Consider the following 16,496-nt stretch of genomic DNA (forward strand, 5'->3'; position numbering starts at 1 on the left):
CCTGCGTTCTCCCCGGTGGCGGAGAGAGGGAGGTGCAAGCTGTGCCGTTTCGGCCTTCTCCCCGTTCACGGGGAGAAGGTGCCGGCAGGCGGATGAGGGGCGCGTGCCTGAGAATCCGGGCAGCAGCTTCTGCCCACTCCCTCACCCCTCGAACTCCATGATCAACTCGTCGACGGCGAGACTTTGCCCCGGCTTGACGGCGATCTTCTTCACCGTGCCGCGGCGTTCGGCTTTGAGGACATTTTCCATCTTCATCGCCTCGACGGTGGCCAGTGCCTGACCGGCTTCAACGGTCTCGCCTTCCTTCACGGTTACACCGGTGATCACACCCGGCATCGGGCAGAGCAGCAGCTTGGAGGTATCGGGCGGCAGCTTTTCCGGCATTAGTTTGGCGAGCGCGGCAACACGGGGTGAGCGGACGCGGGCGGTGACGTCGATACCGCGCCAGCGCAGGCGGATCGCCGGGCCCTTGAGGTCGATCTTCACGGCGATGGTTTCGCCGCCGATGTCGAAATTTGCCAGTGTCTGGCCCGGCGTCCAGGTGCTGCCAACCACAAGCTCGCTGCTTTCCGTGAAGGCCACCCGGCTATTGCCCGAGCCTTCCGAGAGGGTCACCGCATGATCGCTGCCGGCGAGGTTCACCACCCAGTCTGCGCCCATGGTGCGGGCGTGGTTGCCGATCGTGCCGGAAATCTGCGTGGCGCGGGCTTGCAGGCGGTGGTTGATGACAGCGGCGACGGCTGCAAGCTTCTCTGCGGAGGCCGCGTCGGGTGTGACGCCGGCAAAGCCGTCTTTGAATTCCTCGGCGATATAGGCCGTGGTGATCTGGCCGGAGCGGAAACGGTCCTGGTTCATGACGGCCGACAGGAAGGGCAGGTTGTGGCCGATGCCTTCGACCTCGAAGCTGTCGAGAGCTTCCGACATCGCGTCAATCGCCTGCAGCCGGTCTGGTGCCCAGGTGCAGAGCTTGGCGATCATCGGGTCGTAATACATCGAGATCTCGCCGCCCTCGAAGACGCCGGTGTCGTTGCGAACAACGCTGCCATCTGCCGTCCGTCCCTCTGCCGGCGGGCGGTAGCGGGTCAGGCGGCCGATCGAGGGAAGGAAGTTGCGATAGGGGTCTTCGGCATAGAGCCGGCTTTCGATCGCCCAGCCGTTGAGCTTCACGTCGTCCTGGCCGAAGCTGAGTTTCTCGCCTGATGCGACGCGGATCATCTGCTCGACGAGGTCGAGGCCGGTGACCAGTTCGGTGACAGGATGTTCGACCTGCAGGCGGGTGTTCATCTCGAGGAAGTAGAACTTGTTCTGCTTGCCATCGACGATGAATTCGACCGTGCCAGCGGAATGATAACCCACGGCCTTGGCGAGTGCGACGGCCTGTTCGCCCATGGCTTTCCGGGTGGCAGGATCGAGGAATGGCGAGGGGGCCTCTTCGATGACCTTCTGGTTGCGCCGCTGGATCGAACATTCGCGCTCGCCGAGATAGAGCACGGTTCCGTGTTTGTCACCGAGCACCTGGATCTCGATGTGGCGCGGTTGGTCGACGAACTTTTCGATGAAGATGCGGTCGTCGCCGAAGGAATTCTTCGCCTCGTTCTTCGAGGACTGGAAGCCTTCGCGGGCTTCTTCGTCGTTCCAGGCGATGCGCATGCCCTTGCCGCCGCCACCGGCAGAGGCCTTGATCATCACAGGATAGCCGATCTCGCCGGAGATCTTCACCGCCTCGTCGGCATCCGCGATCAGGCCCATATGGCCGGGCACGGTCGAGACACCGGCTTCGGCTGCCAGCTTCTTCGAGGTGATCTTGTCGCCCATGGCCTGGATCGCACCGACCGGTGGGCCGATGAAGGTGACGCCCGCCTTTTCCAGCGCCTCGGCAAAGGCAGCGTTTTCCGACAGGAAGCCATAACCCGGATGCACCGCATCGGCGCCGGTCTTTCGGATCGCGTCGAGGATCCTGTCGATCACGATATAGGATTGGTTCGACGGGGCCGGGCCGATAAACACCGCCTCATCGGCCATCTCGACATGCAGCGCATTTCGATCGGCATCGGAATAGACCGCGACCGTCTTGATGCCCATCTTCTTGGCGGTCTTGATGACCCGGCAGGCGATTTCGCCGCGGTTGGCGATGAGGATTTTCTGGATCATCTGTGTCACTCGGCAGCTTGAGCGGGCGGGATTGCTCCGGGGGCAGCACCCCCGACAATCAGCGCTTTGGCGCTGATGTATTCGTCGATCTCCTCCCAGCCGACCGCGTCACCAAAGGGCAACACCTCTGCTTTTGCGCGCTGTTCAACGGACGCTTTTGCGAGGCGCGGATACCACCAGAGTGGCGCCTCGATCCGTCGCCCATCAGCCATGTTGAAGATGATGCTGTCGTCCGTGACAGTCGCCGATGTGACCTGCAGCTGCCGCTCGTCAATGTCCAAAGTGCTCATTCCACGCCTCCTCGAAACCCTGTCGGTGTTCCGCGACGACCTTGAGGATAGCATTCACCTCATGGGTCGCGAAGCCTGCGTTGCGGGCGACACCGAGATCCCGCAACCACACTTTCAACTGCTTTCCGTCCTTGAGGACGTGAATGTGTGGCGGCTCGCCTATCTCCTTCGAGTAGAAAAGAAAACGATGTCCTTTCCAGAGAAGGAGTGTCGGCATCCCCGCTAGTCCTTCACCGGCTTCATCACGCCGCGTTTGACGCTCTGCTCGCTCTTCACGTCCTCAAACGCTTCCGGAAAGTTCTTGCGTGCGAGCTGCTCGTTGAGCTTCAGCTTGGCAAAATAGGATTGCGGATCAAACCCGCGTTCGGCGGCTATCACTTCCCGACCGAACAACCGGCAGAGGCGTTCGCCGTCGAGATTGCCGCGCTCGAAAGGCTCGGTGCCGAAATATTGCCAGAGCGCCTGGACGAAGCCGAGATCGGCGTGTGCCACCGTCTGGTCCATGGTCCGGTGACGCGGCCAGTTGGTCAGCGGCGTCACCTTGGGGTTCGGCCGGCGTATCGTGTATTGCCATTGCGTGCCCAGAAGGCCGGGCGGGAAACCCTGATGTTTGGGCATAAGCGATTCTTTGGCCATGGCATCAAACCTCGAACACGTCTTCAAAGGCATCCGGAAAGCTCTTGCGGCCGACCTTTTCGTCGATCCTGAGCAGGGCTTCGTAAGAGGTCGGGTCGAAGGGCGTTTCGGCCGGCACGACTTCGCGGCCGAACAGCAGGTTCAATCGGCCGGCATCGAGATTGCCACGCTCGAAGGGCTCAGTCCCGAAATGATGCCAGAGCGCATGCAGGAAGGCGGCGTCAACCTTCTGCTCGATGGTGTTCGGCCGGGCGAGACGTTGCAACACCTTGAGGGGCGTTGCTCCTTTCTCGTTGGCACGGCGAATGGTGAAGTGATGGCCATGGCCCGGCAGGCCGGAGGGAAAGCCCCTGTGCTTGGTCATTTCGGGTGGTCTGGCCATCCTTGGTCTCCTTTATGCCGTCTTCTCGGTGGACGGGGCAATCTTGTCTTGTGTTTGTGTATCGAAGTCGGAAGCGTCGTGGCGCTCGTGCAGCTGTTCCGACAGTTCGCCCGAGGTCTTGTTGACAATGCTGCCGCGCTTGACTGCCGGACGCGCGCCAATCTCGTTGGTCCAGCGCACCACGTTCTTATAGCTTGCGGCATCGAGGAAGGTGCCGGCATCGCCATAGGCCTGGCCCAGCACGATCTTGCCATACCAGGGCCAGATCGCCATGTCGGCAATCGTGTATTCGGAGCCTGCCATGAACTGGTTGTCGGCAAGATGGCGGTCGAGCACGTCGAGCTGACGCTTCACTTCCATCGCATAGCGGTCGATCGCGTACTGGATCTTGATCGGCGCATAGGCATAGAAATGGCCAAAGCCGCCGCCGAGAAAGGGCGCGGAACCCATCTGCCAGAACAGCCAGTTCAGCGTCTCGGCGCGGGCGCGGGTCTCGCTCGGCAGGAAGGCGCCGAATTTGTCCGCCAGATAGGTCATGATCGAAGCGGATTCGAACAGCCGGATCGGTTGGCCGCCATCCTTCGGCGCATGGTCCATAAGGGCGGGGATCTTGGAGTTCGGATTGATTTCGACGAAGCCGGAGCCGAACTGGTCGCCATCGCCGATCTTGATCAGCCAGGCATCATATTCCGCACCGGTGTGGCCGGCGGCCAAAAGTTCCTCGAGCAGGATCGTGACCTTCTGGCCGTTCGGCGTGGCCAGCGAATAGAGCTGCAGCGGATGCTTGCCAACCGGCAGTGGCTTTTCGGTCTGCGCGCCTGCGGTCGGGCGATTGATGCCGGCAAAGGCGCCGCCATTGCCAGGTTCCCAGGTCCAGACCTTCGGGGGCACGTAGCCTGCGGGAAAATTGTCGGCGGGGGATTTCTCGGTCATGAATTGCCTCTGTTCCTTGGTTCGCGAAGGGTCGAAGACGACTCCCGCTTACTCTTTCGCGCGCTGTGCGTGATACTCGGCCCGCTGGTGGTCGTTAAGAAGTCTGTATGTCTTCGCGAGCATCAGGTGAGCCCCTTCATCCTTGGCGTCAAGCTCCAACACCGAGTTAAAGAACTCCACAGCCTTCCCGTAATCGCCATCGATCCCCAGATGGGTTCCGATCATGATCAGTGCTGCTCTTTGTCTCTCACTTCGATCGATGGCGGCTTGTAGGCAAAATTCCTTTTTTTCCAGCTGGTTCATCACACGATAGATGTCTACGAAACCGAGGTATGGGTAAGGACTCTTGGGATCGAGCACGGCCGCCTCGCTAAAAGCTTTCGAGGCCGAAGCGAAGTCCAGCTCATCCAGAGCTTGGAACCCTTTGTTTGCAGCAGCACCAGCTGCTTTCGTGAAGTCCCCAGCGAACTCAGCGGTGACCGATAATCGAACGCTAGCTTCCCATGCTCTCGTTTCGTCATTCGTTGGTCTTTCCCAAGGGGGCACGACCAGAGTTTGGATTTGACTGGGATCGATTTGGACGATCTCCGGTTCACTTGCTTGCGCTATCGACAGATCTGCCACGAGGGTGCTCAGTACCAAAAACGATGCGAATGCTCTCACGGCGTAGCTGGAGGTCATTGTCGGGCGCTCCTCACAGCGGCATCGTGTCGTGCTTCTTCCAGTGCGTCCCCACCTGCTTGTTCCGAAGGCTGGCAAACGCGCGGGCGATCCGGCGGCGGGAGGAATGCGGCATGATCACCTCGTCGATGAAACCGCGTTCGGCGGCCTTGAAGGGGTTGGCGAAGTTGACCTCGTATTCCTTCGTGCGCGCCGCGATCTTCTCGGGGTCGCCGAGTTCCGTTCGGTAGAGGATCTCGGTCGCGCCCTTGGCACCCATCACGGCGATTTCAGCGGTCGGCCAGGCATAGTTGATGTCGGCGCCGATATGTTTGGAGGCCATCACGTCATAGGCGCCGCCATAGGCCTTGCGGGTGATCAGCGTAACCATCGGCACAGTCGCCTGGCTATAGGCAAACAGCAGCTTGGCGCCATGCTTGATGACGCCGCCATATTCCTGGGCGGTGCCGGGCAGGAAACCGGGCACATCGACCAGCGTCAGGATCGGGATCGAGAAGGCGTCGCAGAAGCGGACGAAGCGGGCAGCCTTGCGCGACGCGTCGATATCGAGGCAGCCGGCCAGCACCATCGGCTGGTTGGCGACGACGCCGACGGTCTGGCCTTCGATGCGGATATAGCCGGTGATGATGTTCTTGGCGAAGGCTTCCTGGATCTCGAAGAAATCGCCTTCATCGGCCAGCGCCAGGATCAGTTCCTTCATGTCGTAGGGCTTGTTCGACGAGTCGGGGATCAGCGTGTCGAGGCGCATCTCGATGCGGGCCGGATCGTCATGGAACGGACGGACCGGCGGCTTCTCCCTGTTGTTGAGCGGCAGGAAATCGAACAGCAGGCGCACATGCTCGAGCGTCTCGATGTCGTTCTCATAGGCACCGTCGGCGACCGAAGATTTCTTCGTGTGGGTGGATGCGCCGCCGAGCTCTTCCGCCGTGACGATCTCGTTTGTCACGGTCTTCACCACGTCCGGGCCGGTGACGAACATGTAGGAACTATCGCGCACCATGAAGATGAAGTCGGTCATCGCCGGCGAATAGACGGCTCCACCGGCGCAGGGGCCCATGATGACGGAGATCTGCGGGATGACGCCCGAGGCATCGACATTGCGCTTGAAGACATCGGCATAACCGGCGAGCGAGGCAACACCCTCCTGGATACGGGCGCCGCCCGAGTCATTCAGGCCGATGACCGGTGCGCCGTTCTTCACCGCCATGTCCATGATCTTGCAGATCTTCTGGGCATGAGTCTCCGACAGCGAGCCGCCCAGCACGGTAAAGTCCTGGGAGAAGACATAGACCTGCCGGCCATTGATCGTGCCCCAGCCGGTGACGACGCCATCGCCGGCGACCTTCTGCTCGGCCATGCCGAAATCGACGGCGCGGTGGGTGATGTACATGTCGTATTCTTCAAACGAGCCCTCATCCAGGAGCACGTCGATGCGCTCGCGGGCGGTCAGCTTGCCCTTGGCATGCTGGGCGGCAATGCGCTTTTCGCCGCCGCCGAGACGGGCTTGCGCACGGCGGGCTTCGAGCTGGTCCAGGATTGTGTGCATGCATCCCCCCGATGAAGAACTTTGGCTTTGCGCCTGATATCTGAGCCTTAAACTGCATTGCTGGCAAAGAAAATGATTGAACAGGTGCAATTGCGGATTTATGAATTTGCAAACTGAATATTGCGAATTTACGAAATGGCCATCGGGAAACTCTTCATCGGCCGCAAGGTCCGCGAAATCCGCCAGGCAAGCAGCGCCACGCAGGCGCAGTTTGCCGATATGATCGGCATTTCGACCAGTTATCTCAACCAGATCGAAAACAACCAGCGGCCGGTCTCGGCCACCGTGCTGCTGGCTCTGGCGGAAAAGTTCGGCATCGACATCACCGAACTGTCCTCCGGCCAGAGCGATCGGCTGCTGTCCGCCTTGACCGAGGCGCTGTCCGATCCACTGTTCGAGACCTATAGTCCAGGCCTGCAGGAGCTGAAGCTGATCACGCAGAATGCGCCGGGCATGGCGCATGCGCTGATTGCGGCACACCAGGCGTACCGCCGTGGCAACGAGCAGCTCGCGAGTTTCGACGACCGGCTGGGATCGGCACCTGCGCAGGAGACGACACCCTATGACGAGGTGCGCGACTTCTTCCATTTCGTCGACAACTACATTGCCGATCTGGACCTTGCTGCCGAGGCCCTGGCAATCGAATTGAAGCTGGGCGAGGGGGAAAACCATGCAGCGCTGACCGCCTATCTCGAGAGCCGGCATGGCGTGCGCGTGGTGCGTGGCGAGGCGGGCGACGAGGCGATCCGCCGTTTTGATCCGGTCGGGCGCATCCTGACGGTCAGCCGCTACGCATCGGCGCCGACCCGCGATTTCCACATCGCCATCCAGATTGCCCAGTTGCACGCTGCCGAGAAGATTGACGCCGTGTTGAAACAGGCAAGCTTTCGATCCGATGAAGCGATCGAGATCTGTCGCATGGGCCTGCACAACTACTTTGCAGGCGCCTTGATCCTGCCCTATCGCAACTTCCATCAGGCGGCGCGCGAATTGCGCCACGATATCGAGTTGATCGCCGCACGGTTCGGCGCCTCGCTGGAGCAGGTCTGCCACCGGCTCTCGACGCTGCAGCGACCGGGCCTGAAGGGTGTGCCGATCTTCTTTGCCCGGATCGACCGGGCCGGCAACATCACCAAGCGCCATAGCGCGGCGCGGCTGCAATTTGCTCGTTTCGGGGCCGCCTGTCCGCTGTGGAATGCGCATCAGGCATTCGAGATGCCGGGCCGGATCAACCGCCAGCTCGCCGAGACACCGGACGGGGTGCGTTATCTCTGTCTTGCAACCCAGGTGTCGAAAGGCTCGGTCGGCTTTCGTGCCGCCCAGCCCCGCTACGCCTTGGCCTTCGGCTGCGAGATTTCCTATGCCGATCAGTTCGTCTATGCCGACGATCTCGATCTGAGCAACCGCGCAGCCTACGATCCGATCGGCATCTCGTGCCGCATCTGCGAACGCGTCACCTGCACCAGCCGCGCCGTGCCGCCGCTGAAACGGAAGCTGGTGGTGGATCACCGGGTCAGGAACCCGATGCCGTATGAGATTGAGTGACGATCAGGAGAACAGTCGTTCCCCACGCGCTTTGAAAAAGGCATCGACATCCGGCGACGGGACGCCATCGATGCGTGCCGGCGCCCATTTCGGATTGCGGTCCTTGTCGATGATCGCGGCGCGGATGCCTTCGTAGAAATCGGGCACCTTTACCACCTGCAGCGTGCCGGCGAATTCGCGTTCGAGGCAGGTTTCGAGGTTTTTCGAGCGACGGGCTTCGAGCAGCATCCTGAGTGTCACCTTGAGGCTGGTCGGCGATTTGGCTCGTATGGCGGCGAGGGTTCTGGCGGCGAGCTCGGAGGTTTCGCGTTCCAGGGCGGCGACAATCTCCTCCACCGTGTCGAAGGCAAAGCACCGGTCGATCAATTGTCGCCCCTGGCAGAAGAGGCCGGTCGGGCCGTCCACGGTATGGTCGCGGATCGTCGAGGCGATGGTCTGCCCAAGCGCCGGGGCGGGCAGGGCGGCAATTGCAGTCAACAACTCGGCGATCCGCTCCTGCGGCACGAACCAGTCTGCGAAACCGGCGCTGATCGCATCGGCGCCATTGAGCGCCTCGCCGGTCAGGCCCATCCAGGTGCCGAGTTCGCCGGGCGCGCGCGACAGGAGCCAGGATGCGCCGATGTCTGGGAAGAAGCCAATTCCTGTTTCCGGCATGGCGAGCTTCGTCGTTTCGGTGACGATGCGGTGGCTGCCGTGGCTGGAGACGCCGACGCCGCCACCCATGGTGATGCCGTCCATGACGACGATATACGGCTTCTTATAGCGCGCGATGCGGGCGTTCAGACGGTATTCGGCCTTGAGGAAGGCGGAGGCCTTGCCGTCGCCGGCCTTGCCGCTCTCGTAGAACATGCGGATATCGCCGCCGGCGCAAAGCCCACGTTCGCCTTCGCCGGTGACAAGCACGGCAGCCACCTGCGGATCGGCCTCGAAGGCATCGAGTGCCTTGCCGAAATCCACCACCATGTCGTGGGAAAGGCTGTTCAGCACCCGTGGCCGGTTGAGCGCGATCAGGCCGAGCGCGCCTTTCCTTGCCGTCAGGATCTCGTTTCCCTGATAGTCCGCCTCCAGATAACGCATGCCATCCTCCCTTGTCTTTCCAGAGAGTTAGACATGCGTCTTCGCTGAAGAGCAAGTGCGCCGATGGTCGTGTTTACCCGACGAGGTGGCGCGGGGTGCCGGCGATAAACAGCTCGATGTTGTCGATCAGCTGGTCGGCCAGCGCCTGGATCGCCTCGCGGCTCGCCCAGGCGACATGCGGGGTCAGGATGACGTTGGAGCGGCTTGCAATGCGCATCATCGGGCTGTCCGTCGCCGGCGGCTCGCCGTCGGTGACGTCGAAGCCGGCGCCGGCGATCTGGTTCTTGTCGAGGGCCTGTTCCAGCGCAAGCTCATCGACAAGGCCGCCACGGCCGGTGTTGATGATCAGCGGCTTCTGCTCCATCAGGGCAAATTCGCGCGCGCCGATGATGCCGCGGGTTTCGGCATTGAGCGGGCAATGCAGGGTTATGGCGTCGGCGCGGCGCATCACGTCGTCGAAGGCGGTCTGCCCCGGCTTCAGTTCATCCGAACCACGGCGGCCGGCGACCAGCACCGTCATGCCGAAGGCCTCGGCGATGCGACCGACGGCCTGTCCCAATGTGCCGTTGCCGACGATGCCGAGCGCCGCGCCGCCGAGATCGGCAATCGGATGGTCGAAGAAGCAGAATTGCGCGGCCTCCTGCCAGCGACCGTCCAGCACCGACTGGCGATAGGGGATGATCGAGCGGCGCAGCGCAAGCAGCAGCGCAAATGTGTGTTCCGGCACCGTGTGCTTGGCGTAGTTGCGGATGTTGCAGACCGATACGCCCTTTGCCTTGGCGGCGGCAAGATCGATGATGTCGGTGCCTGTGGCTGAAACCGCGATGAGCTTCAGGTCGTTTGCGCCTGCAAGGGCATCGGCGCGCACCGGGGCCTTGTTGGTGATGACGATATCGGCATCCTTGATCCGCTCGGCGACCTGATCGGCGCTGGTGCGCTCATGGACGATCAATTCATGCGGGAAGCTCGGAGCACGAACCACTGTTTCCGCAGAGAGCGTGTCACGGTCGAGAAAGACGATGCGGATCATGGTGGAACCCTTGTGGCGATGCGGCGCGCGGTCTTGGCACGCTTGTCTCAGTGATAGTCGGGGATGCCCGGCATGGTGATGAAACCATCGAGCTTGCGGAAGCGACGCAGCCAGCGCCGCAGGGCTGGAAACTCGTCATGGTCGAGGCCGAAGTCCCGCGACAGGGCAAAGCTTGCGATGAGTGCAATATCGGCAATCGTCGGCAGGTCGGCAATGACGAATTCGAAGCCGCGGATCTGTTGCAGCGTCATGTGATCATCGATGATGCGCAAGGCGCGGCGCGCTTCGGCGACGATCTGGGGCTTTGCGCCGTCCGGCGTGAACAGGGCCTGTTGCCGGGCGATCACGGCGGCCGATAATTGCCGTCCGGCAAAGCCCAGCCATTGCTGCAGCAAACCGTAGCGCGCCGGGTCCAATGGCAGCCACTGGCCGGATGGGTCATAAGCACGCGCGAGATAGGCCAGAATGGCCTCGGTGCCGGAGACGGTGAGATCGCCATCGGTGAGAACCGGCAAGGTGCCTGCCGGATTGATTGCCAGCATATGCGGCTGTTCCTGTTCGCGACCGGGCTGCATGTCGACGGCAATGGTCCTGTAATTTAGGCCGAGCATTGAGAGCAACAGGCGCACGCGGTAACAGCTGTCGTCGAGATCGTAGTTGTAAAGTGTCAGCAAAGACATCAGGCGACCCTGGCGAAAGAGTTTTCGAGCGAAAAGCGCAGTCCGGTGGCCCAGATCGCGAGATGTGCACGGGTCTGGCTGTCGGCCGATGCCGATACGAGGATGTGCAGCGCCGTCCGGTCGGGGCTCAAGGGCTGAAAAGCGATGACGAGCATGCTGCCCGCTGCCGTGCGCTGCAGGCAGAGGGGGGAGAGTGCCGTGAGTTCGGCCGGTTCCATGTCCGGCGGGGTGACCTCTGCCAGGTGATCGCGGCAACCATCGAGCGGAGCATCGACATAGAGGCTGCGGACGGAAAACAGATTGTCGGGCAGGTCTGGCACTGTTTTGGGATCTGCGTCTTGCGACTGGGAGGCCCAGATCAGGCCACCCGCCTCTGCCACGGCAAAGGTCGGAACCTTGATTGTCTTGGGCACATCCAGATCCGGATGGGCTGGAATAAGGCGACACTGACCTGCGCTGTCATAGCGCCAGCCATGATAGAGGCAGGCAATCTGGTCGCCGCGCACGAAGCCGAAACTCAGGCGCATGCCGCGATGCGGACAGCGATCTTCCCAGACATGTGGCTTGCCCCGGTCGTCGCGCCAGACAACATATTCATCGCCGTGGACCTTCGTTCCGGCGGACGTACCGGGCTCGATGGATGTCGAAAGGGCAACAGGGATCCATTGCGTTGTGTCGGTCATCGGAAAATCTCCGGATCATCCATGCGGGTGATCGCTGCGTTCGATATCGAGAATGATGCAATCATAGGGACCGAGACTGACAGCCATTTCAAAGGCGTCGATCAGGGCATCCGGCCCGCTCACGGTCAGCATACAGGCTGCCGTGTCGCAGATGCCGATGGTGAGCGCCAGGTCGAGCCTGGCTGCGCGATGGCGGGCGAAATCCAGAAAACTCTCGGACATCAGGCTACCGCGAAAAATGAAATCGCAGGCGCTGCGTCTGCTGTTCCGGTCGCTTGCCTGGGGAATGTTGTTGCCTGCCAATTGTGCTCGCTCTATTTTCGAGCAATCTAGCGGTGGGTTGCGACGGGGTTCAAGCGGAAATTCAGCGTGCCCCCAGATGAAGGATCAGGACATGGCGGCAGGGGAAATCGATCGGGCATCGCTTGACCAGTGGTATGTGATCGACACCGAGGCGGCCATTCCGGTCGGGCGCTCGTCAAACCGCCTTCTGGGAACAGAGCTCACCGTCGTGAAAGAGCAAAATGGTCAGGTCGCAGTGTTTGCCGAAAACCGGGACGGCGCCTTGCCGCTGCGCCACCGCTTCGGCTTTCTCTGGACGACGCTGGGCACACCGGACCGTGAGATCTTTCCCCTGCCGGAGGCAGACGAGCCTGACCGGCGCTATGTGGCCTGCGGCGTGGTGACGGTGAAGGCGTCCGGGCTCCGGATCGTCGAGAACTTTCTCGACATGGCGCATTTCCCCTTCGTGCACACGGATGTTCTCGGCGCAGAGCCCTTTACGGAGGTGGAGCAGTACGATGTCGAGATCCGTCGCGACGCCGATGAAGTCTGGGCAACGAACTGCAAGTTCTTCCAGCCGCAGGCAGCGCTGTCGGCGACCGACGGCATCACGACGCAGTACATGTACCGGGTGATGACGCCGTTCACCACGATCCTCTACAAGACCTGCCCGAATTCGGACACGCGCTGGGATGTGATCGGGCTGTTTGTGCAGCCGCTCGATCCGGACCGTTGCCGGGCACATCCGATCATGTATCTGATCGATGATGTTTCAACGACGACGGAACTGGTGCATTTCCAGCAACTGATCTTCCTGCAGGACAGGATCATTCTGGAAAACCAGCGGCCTGTTCTGCTGCCGCTCGAGCCGCGCAAGGAAATCCCGACACGGGCGGATGCGTCGTCGATTGCCTACAGGCGCTGGCTGAAGGAAAAGGGCGTCACCTACGGCGCAACGACAGCCGCATAGTCGACAAAAAAAGCCCGGAAGCGGGTGCCTCCGGGCTATCTCAACTCATGACCCGGTCGGGCCTCAGTTCTTGCTCATCCAGTCGTCGATCTCGCGATCGGCTTCTTCCTGGGTCTTGCCATAGGCTACCTGGATCTTGCCGGACAGTTCCTTGCGCTTGCCGGCGACCACGTCGAGATCATCGCCGGTGAGCTTGCCCCACTGGGTCTGGGCTTTGCCCTTGAACTGTTCCCAATTGCCTTCAACCTGATTCCAATTCATCGGAAATCTCCCGTGTCTTGTGTTTGATGAGAGGCTCATGTCCTCGGCAGCTACAACGTGCCGGCATCTCGGAAGTTCCGGTTTCGGCTGCGGAAGAAAGAGCATGGCGCGAGGGAACCCAAACGGTGTTCCCGCGTTGTCGTCACGAACTTGAGATCATTGTGAACGCTCACGGAGGCTCCGACATGGCGCTATCGACCACCAGCAAACGAAAGATCGAAGACACGGCCAACGATATTGCCGATCGCATTGAAGCGCTTGCTTCGACCGATGCGTCCGCCACGCCGGCCGACATCCAGGTTGAACTCGACAACCTTCGTCGTGACCTGGCTTCGTTGACCAAGACGGTTGCGTCGTTCGGCAGCGGCAAGATCCGGGAAGCCGGCAGCATGGCGAGCCAGTTGGGCGCAGATGCCGCCGAAACCTCGACGCAGTATGTCGAAGCGGCACGCGATACTCTGGTCGGCGTCGAGCAGGATCTGAGAGCGCAGGTGCAGGCCAATCCGTTCCAGTCGCTCGCGATTGCGGCCGGCGTTGGCTATATCTTCGCCTTGCTCAGCCGGCGCTGATCATGTTGCAGTTGATGCAACACCTCGGTGTTCTGGTTTTCGGCAAGGTGCGGCCGACGGCCCGGCGTGTGGTACGGTCCCTGATCGGGGCCGTGGTCGCGGGCATTTTCGGATTGACCGCCTATATTGCACTGTTTCTGGCGCTCGGCATTTACCTGTCGCGGGAATATGATCCGGTGACGGCGGCCTTGATCATTGCAGCACTGACGGCGTTTGCGGCGATTGTGGTGATCGGGGTGATTTCCGCTGTCAACCGGCGGTCGGAGCGGCAGCTTCTTGCGCGGCAAAGGGCTGCACGGGCACGATTGCCGGATCCGGTAACGCTGCAGATTTTGGCGGGTCTTCCGACGATGATGCGTGGAAAATCACTGTTTGCCACATTGGCCATAGCTGCGGTCGTGTTTGCCATGGCGAAGGGCCAGGGAACCGGCTCAGCAAGGGCAGATGACGATTGAGTGTTCGCGCATTACGGGTGCGGGCGAGTTGGCCGGTCGAGACGTTTCCGGGGGACAACCTCCGGCACGGCTATCAAATAAAGCGTTATTTCTTCGCTTTGAGCTCGGCTTCATGAAGGCGTTCGAGCAGGTCGATGAGATGCGACGGGGTGCCTTCATCGATAATGGTGTCGTAGTATCCGCGCAGTTTCGAGGCAATCAACGCATTGGAATTCTGGCCCCTGGTATCGGCAGCTTTGCTTTTTTCGGGTTTGTCTTTTGGGCTCTTGGCCATCTTTGTCCAATTCCGTCAGTTCATTAGGCAGGAGCGAATAGCCTGATAACCTTTTTGATGCAAAAAAGTTCCGCCGTGATGGAACTATTTTTTGAGCCGAACGTTTTCAGCCGAGTCCGCACCCGTATTTCCATATGCGATTGGAGAAATGCATGTCCCTTACTGCCCGCGTCGCCGTTCATCTTCCCTATCTGAGGCGGTATGCACGCGCCGTTACCGGTTCACAGACCTCAGGCGATGCCTATGTCGCCGCTGTCCTCGAAGCGCTGATTGCCGATATTTCGATTTTCCCCGATACCGGCGATGATCGCGTGGCGCTCTATCACCTGTTTGTGTCGATCTATGATTCAACCAAGGTCGAGCTGCCACCAATCACCTCTCCTTTCGCGTGGGAAAAGCGTGCGGCTGCCAATCTTGCCGCCGTGCCGACCCGTGCGCGCCACGCCTTCCTCCTGGTCACGGTCGAGGGGTTCACCACCGCCGAAGCGTCAGCCGTTCTCGGCGTCAGCGAAGGCGAGTTCAACACGTTCTTCAATGAAGCGTCGGCCGAGATTTCCCGCCAGGTCGCAACCGACATCATGATCATCGAGGATGAACCGCTCATCGCGCTCGACATAGAGCAGATGGTGGAAGACCTCGGTCACCGCGTAACGGGGATCGCCCGGACGCATAGCGAAGCGGTCGAGCTTTACAAGCGCACGAGCCCGAAGATGGTGCTGGCTGACATCCAGCTGGCCGACGGAAGCTCTGGTATCGATGCGGTGAACGATATCCTGAAGGTGGACACCATTCCGGTGATCTTCATCACGGCTTTCCCCGAGCGTCTGCTGACCGGCGAGCGCCCTGAGCCCGCATTCCTGGTGACGAAGCCATTCAACCCGGACATGGTCAAGGCGCTCATCAGCCAGGCCCTGTTCTTCAACGAGCAGGTCGCTGAACAGGCGTGACGCGCGGACAAATGCAATAAAGACAAGGACTTTGGATCAAGTGCTGGTGCATGGAGCGCTGGCGCTGGTCTGGAGGGCCGAGCAACGGCGGAGCAGGACAGTTGGTACATCGATTGACATGGTTTGAACCTCAGCGCGGCGAGGAGCAATTGCGCGAGTTCTTCATAACCGCCCTCATCGATATGGGTGCCAGTCTGATCCTGCAGGACAAGGATGGCACCTATGTCTGCATCACCGCGCTTCCGCCGCAGTGGCGTCTGGAAGCCGGGGCGCGACCAACGGATGTCTCCATCTTCGGACCTGAAATCGGCGAGCGGCTGACGGAGATCAAGTCGACCCTGGTCAAGGCGGGCGACCGGGCCGACCTCGAGATCGAAGCCGGCGACGACAGCTTTTTCGAGTTTCGCTGCAGGCTGGTGGAGATGGCAGATGCCAAACTTCACCTGATCACCGTGGTCATCGATCGGACCGAGGATCGTCGTCGCGAGCGTCTGCTGAGGGCATTGCTGCGCGAAGTCAGCCATCGATCGAAAAACCTGCTGGCGATCATCCAGAGCATCGCGTCGCAGACCGCGCGCTACGCCGGAACGCTGGACATGTTTCTCGGCAAGTTCCGTGGTCGATTGCATGCGCTGTCGCAGTCGCAGGATCTGATCACCGACAGCAGCTGGCGCGGCGCTTATTTCCGCGACCTGCTGAAGCAGCAGGTGGATCGCTACGTTCAGGAAAATGCCGATCTGGTGCATGTCTCGGGCGATGATGTGCTGCTTACGCCGAACGCCTCGCTGCATATCGGGCTTGCCCTGCATGAACTGGTCGTCAACGCCGTCAGCCATGGCGACTTCCTGCAGCGGCGCCGGCCGATCGAGGTTACCTGCACGCGGCTGGACACGCCGGAAGGTCCGATGGTCCGTATCCTCTGGGTAGAACCCTTCGGCATCGCGGATGCCGAAGATATCAAGGCGGTCAAGACCAACAGGTTTGGCAGCACCGTTCTTGAGCGGGTCGTGCCGTCGTCCGTCGACGGGACGGCACAGCACGAGTTCGGCCAGGCGGAAATCCGCTACGAGCTGACCTTCCCGCTTGAGATCTTCGATTAATTGC

21 protein-coding genes are annotated in these 16,496 nt (G+C 61.0%); 6 read left to right on the forward strand and 15 right to left on the reverse strand.

Translation table 11 applies throughout. From position 1 onward, the window contains the following. Nucleotides 1–141: 141 nt before the first annotated feature. From GVK95_RS12175 to GVK95_RS12210, 8 genes are read right to left on the reverse strand one after another with little or no spacing between them, the layout of a single operon-like run. Nucleotides 142–2,151 (reverse strand): acetyl/propionyl/methylcrotonyl-CoA carboxylase subunit alpha, encoded by a 2,010-nt coding sequence (locus tag GVK95_RS12175; protein ID WP_159949917.1) that lies wholly within the window; start codon nucleotides 2,149–2,151, stop codon nucleotides 142–144. Between the two features lie 5 nt (nucleotides 2,152–2,156). Next, on the reverse strand, nucleotides 2,157–2,441 hold the full coding sequence (locus tag GVK95_RS12180) for a DUF2442 domain-containing protein (RefSeq protein ID WP_159949919.1): 285 nt from the start codon (nucleotides 2,439–2,441) through the stop codon (nucleotides 2,157–2,159). Next, nucleotides 2,422–2,658, reverse strand: coding sequence for a DUF4160 domain-containing protein (locus GVK95_RS12185; RefSeq protein WP_159949921.1), 237 nt, complete (start codon nucleotides 2,656–2,658; stop codon nucleotides 2,422–2,424). Before GVK95_RS12185 ends, GVK95_RS12180 begins: the two co-directional genes overlap by 20 nt. 5 nt (nucleotides 2,659–2,663) lie before the next feature. Beyond that, on the reverse strand, nucleotides 2,664–3,077 hold the full coding sequence (locus GVK95_RS12190) for a hypothetical protein (RefSeq protein WP_159949923.1): 414 nt from the start codon (nucleotides 3,075–3,077) through the stop codon (nucleotides 2,664–2,666). Nucleotides 3,078–3,081: 4 nt separating this feature from the next. Next, nucleotides 3,082–3,459: a hypothetical protein gene (locus GVK95_RS12195; protein WP_159949925.1), complete on the reverse strand. Its 378-nt coding sequence runs from the start codon at nucleotides 3,457–3,459 to the stop codon at nucleotides 3,082–3,084. A gap of 12 nt (nucleotides 3,460–3,471) precedes the next feature. Further along, nucleotides 3,472–4,392 carry a glutathione-dependent disulfide-bond oxidoreductase gene (gene yghU / locus GVK95_RS12200; RefSeq protein WP_159949927.1) on the reverse strand — a complete coding sequence of 307 codons (921 nt, stop codon included), beginning with the start codon at nucleotides 4,390–4,392 and terminating at the stop codon, nucleotides 3,472–3,474. Between the two features lie 48 nt (nucleotides 4,393–4,440). Then, entirely contained in the window at nucleotides 4,441–5,073 is a 633-nt protein-coding gene (locus tag GVK95_RS12205) for a hypothetical protein (protein WP_159949929.1), read from the reverse strand. Nucleotides 5,074–5,086: 13 nt separating this feature from the next. Beyond that, nucleotides 5,087–6,619: an acyl-CoA carboxylase subunit beta gene (locus tag GVK95_RS12210; RefSeq protein ID WP_159949931.1), complete on the reverse strand. Its 1,533-nt coding sequence runs from the start codon at nucleotides 6,617–6,619 to the stop codon at nucleotides 5,087–5,089. A 135-nt stretch (nucleotides 6,620–6,754) separates the two neighbouring features. Here GVK95_RS12210 and GVK95_RS12215 point away from each other — a divergent pair, with 135 nt between their 5' ends. Beyond that, nucleotides 6,755–8,164, forward strand: a complete 1,410-nt coding sequence (locus tag GVK95_RS12215) for an XRE family transcriptional regulator (RefSeq protein ID WP_159949933.1) — start codon at nucleotides 6,755–6,757, stop codon at nucleotides 8,162–8,164. Nucleotides 8,165–8,167: 3 nt separating this feature from the next. Here the strand turns inward: GVK95_RS12215 and GVK95_RS12220 are convergent, their stop codons facing one another. The 5 genes from GVK95_RS12220 to GVK95_RS12240 form a co-directional block, all read right to left on the reverse strand. Next, nucleotides 8,168–9,241, reverse strand: a complete 1,074-nt coding sequence (locus GVK95_RS12220; protein ID WP_159949935.1) for an enoyl-CoA hydratase/isomerase family protein — start codon at nucleotides 9,239–9,241, stop codon at nucleotides 8,168–8,170. 73 nt (nucleotides 9,242–9,314) lie between these two features. After that, nucleotides 9,315–10,271: a D-2-hydroxyacid dehydrogenase gene (locus tag GVK95_RS12225; RefSeq protein WP_159949937.1), complete on the reverse strand. Its 957-nt coding sequence runs from the start codon at nucleotides 10,269–10,271 to the stop codon at nucleotides 9,315–9,317. Nucleotides 10,272–10,318: 47 nt separating this feature from the next. Then, on the reverse strand, nucleotides 10,319–10,951 hold the full coding sequence (locus GVK95_RS12230; protein ID WP_159949939.1) for a glutathione S-transferase family protein: 633 nt from the start codon (nucleotides 10,949–10,951) through the stop codon (nucleotides 10,319–10,321). Further along, entirely contained in the window at nucleotides 10,951–11,634 is a 684-nt protein-coding gene (locus GVK95_RS12235; RefSeq protein ID WP_159949941.1) for a Rieske (2Fe-2S) protein, read from the reverse strand. The genes GVK95_RS12230 and GVK95_RS12235 overlap by 1 nt, the downstream gene beginning before the upstream one ends. 15 nt (nucleotides 11,635–11,649) lie before the next feature. After that, nucleotides 11,650–11,856 (reverse strand): hypothetical protein, encoded by a 207-nt coding sequence (locus GVK95_RS12240; RefSeq protein ID WP_244618753.1) that lies wholly within the window; start codon nucleotides 11,854–11,856, stop codon nucleotides 11,650–11,652. Nucleotides 11,857–12,028: 172 nt separating this feature from the next. Between GVK95_RS12240 and GVK95_RS12245 the strand changes: the two genes are divergently transcribed. Continuing rightward, nucleotides 12,029–12,886 carry an aromatic ring-hydroxylating dioxygenase subunit alpha gene (locus GVK95_RS12245; protein ID WP_159949943.1) on the forward strand — a complete coding sequence of 286 codons (858 nt, stop codon included), beginning with the start codon at nucleotides 12,029–12,031 and terminating at the stop codon, nucleotides 12,884–12,886. Between the two features lie 63 nt (nucleotides 12,887–12,949). On the opposite strand, the gene GVK95_RS12250 is transcribed toward GVK95_RS12245, so the two are convergent. Then, a complete protein-coding gene (locus GVK95_RS12250; RefSeq protein WP_159949945.1) occupies nucleotides 12,950–13,147 on the reverse strand; it encodes a CsbD family protein in 198 nt (65 codons plus the stop codon). Nucleotides 13,148–13,332: 185 nt separating this feature from the next. Here GVK95_RS12250 and GVK95_RS12255 point away from each other — a divergent pair, with 185 nt between their 5' ends. Then, nucleotides 13,333–13,716, forward strand: coding sequence for a DUF883 C-terminal domain-containing protein (locus GVK95_RS12255; protein WP_159949947.1), 384 nt, complete (start codon nucleotides 13,333–13,335; stop codon nucleotides 13,714–13,716). Nucleotides 13,717–13,718: 2 nt separating this feature from the next. Further along, nucleotides 13,719–14,171 carry a hypothetical protein gene (locus GVK95_RS12260; RefSeq protein WP_159949949.1) on the forward strand — a complete coding sequence of 151 codons (453 nt, stop codon included), beginning with the start codon at nucleotides 13,719–13,721 and terminating at the stop codon, nucleotides 14,169–14,171. 85 nt (nucleotides 14,172–14,256) lie between these two features. Here the strand turns inward: GVK95_RS12260 and GVK95_RS12265 are convergent, their stop codons facing one another. Further along, nucleotides 14,257–14,445 (reverse strand): NepR family anti-sigma factor, encoded by a 189-nt coding sequence (locus GVK95_RS12265; protein ID WP_159949951.1) that lies wholly within the window; start codon nucleotides 14,443–14,445, stop codon nucleotides 14,257–14,259. A 152-nt stretch (nucleotides 14,446–14,597) separates the two neighbouring features. On the opposite strand from GVK95_RS12265, the gene GVK95_RS12270 reads away from it, so the two are divergent. Continuing rightward, a complete protein-coding gene (locus GVK95_RS12270; protein WP_007598258.1) occupies nucleotides 14,598–15,392 on the forward strand; it encodes a response regulator in 795 nt (264 codons plus the stop codon). A gap of 113 nt (nucleotides 15,393–15,505) precedes the next feature. Next, nucleotides 15,506–16,492, forward strand: coding sequence for a sensor histidine kinase (locus tag GVK95_RS12275; protein WP_244618754.1), 987 nt, complete (start codon nucleotides 15,506–15,508; stop codon nucleotides 16,490–16,492). The last annotated feature ends 4 nt before the right edge of the window (nucleotides 16,493–16,496 follow it).

The sequence above is a fragment of the Rhizobium sp. 18065 genome, from assembly GCF_902706095.1.
GTDB lineage: Bacteria > Pseudomonadota > Alphaproteobacteria > Rhizobiales > Rhizobiaceae > Allorhizobium.

What these genes read in the sequence shown, in the direction of transcription:
- GVK95_RS12205 (WP_159949929.1), bottom strand. Translation starts at nt 5,073, where the DNA reads ATGACCTCCAGCTACGCCGTGAGAGCATTCGCATCGTTTTTGGTACTG.
- GVK95_RS12180 (WP_159949919.1), bottom strand. Translation starts at nt 2,441, where the DNA reads ATGAGCACTTTGGACATTGACGAGCGGCAGCTGCAGGTCACATCGGCG.
- GVK95_RS12260 (WP_159949949.1), top strand. Translation starts at nt 13,719, where the DNA reads ATGTTGCAGTTGATGCAACACCTCGGTGTTCTGGTTTTCGGCAAGGTG.
- GVK95_RS12210 (WP_159949931.1), bottom strand. Translation starts at nt 6,619, where the DNA reads ATGCACACAATCCTGGACCAGCTCGAAGCCCGCCGTGCGCAAGCCCGT.
- GVK95_RS12240 (WP_244618753.1), bottom strand. Translation starts at nt 11,856, where the DNA reads ATGTCCGAGAGTTTTCTGGATTTCGCCCGCCATCGCGCAGCCAGGCTC.
- yghU (WP_159949927.1), bottom strand. Translation starts at nt 4,392, where the DNA reads ATGACCGAGAAATCCCCCGCCGACAATTTTCCCGCAGGCTACGTGCCC.
- GVK95_RS12255 (WP_159949947.1), top strand. Translation starts at nt 13,333, where the DNA reads ATGGCGCTATCGACCACCAGCAAACGAAAGATCGAAGACACGGCCAAC.
- GVK95_RS12225 (WP_159949937.1), bottom strand. Translation starts at nt 10,271, where the DNA reads ATGATCCGCATCGTCTTTCTCGACCGTGACACGCTCTCTGCGGAAACA.
- GVK95_RS12215 (WP_159949933.1), top strand. Translation starts at nt 6,755, where the DNA reads ATGGCCATCGGGAAACTCTTCATCGGCCGCAAGGTCCGCGAAATCCGC.
- GVK95_RS12185 (WP_159949921.1), bottom strand. Translation starts at nt 2,658, where the DNA reads ATGCCGACACTCCTTCTCTGGAAAGGACATCGTTTTCTTTTCTACTCG.
- GVK95_RS12265 (WP_159949951.1), bottom strand. Translation starts at nt 14,445, where the DNA reads ATGGCCAAGAGCCCAAAAGACAAACCCGAAAAAAGCAAAGCTGCCGAT.
- GVK95_RS12235 (WP_159949941.1), bottom strand. Translation starts at nt 11,634, where the DNA reads ATGACCGACACAACGCAATGGATCCCTGTTGCCCTTTCGACATCCATC.
- GVK95_RS12245 (WP_159949943.1), top strand. Translation starts at nt 12,029, where the DNA reads ATGGCGGCAGGGGAAATCGATCGGGCATCGCTTGACCAGTGGTATGTG.
- GVK95_RS12190 (WP_159949923.1), bottom strand. Translation starts at nt 3,077, where the DNA reads ATGGCCAAAGAATCGCTTATGCCCAAACATCAGGGTTTCCCGCCCGGC.
- GVK95_RS12270 (WP_007598258.1), top strand. Translation starts at nt 14,598, where the DNA reads ATGTCCCTTACTGCCCGCGTCGCCGTTCATCTTCCCTATCTGAGGCGG.
- GVK95_RS12220 (WP_159949935.1), bottom strand. Translation starts at nt 9,241, where the DNA reads ATGCGTTATCTGGAGGCGGACTATCAGGGAAACGAGATCCTGACGGCA.
- GVK95_RS12175 (WP_159949917.1), bottom strand. Translation starts at nt 2,151, where the DNA reads ATGATCCAGAAAATCCTCATCGCCAACCGCGGCGAAATCGCCTGCCGG.
- GVK95_RS12250 (WP_159949945.1), bottom strand. Translation starts at nt 13,147, where the DNA reads ATGAATTGGAATCAGGTTGAAGGCAATTGGGAACAGTTCAAGGGCAAA.
- GVK95_RS12230 (WP_159949939.1), bottom strand. Translation starts at nt 10,951, where the DNA reads ATGTCTTTGCTGACACTTTACAACTACGATCTCGACGACAGCTGTTAC.
- GVK95_RS12195 (WP_159949925.1), bottom strand. Translation starts at nt 3,459, where the DNA reads ATGGCCAGACCACCCGAAATGACCAAGCACAGGGGCTTTCCCTCCGGC.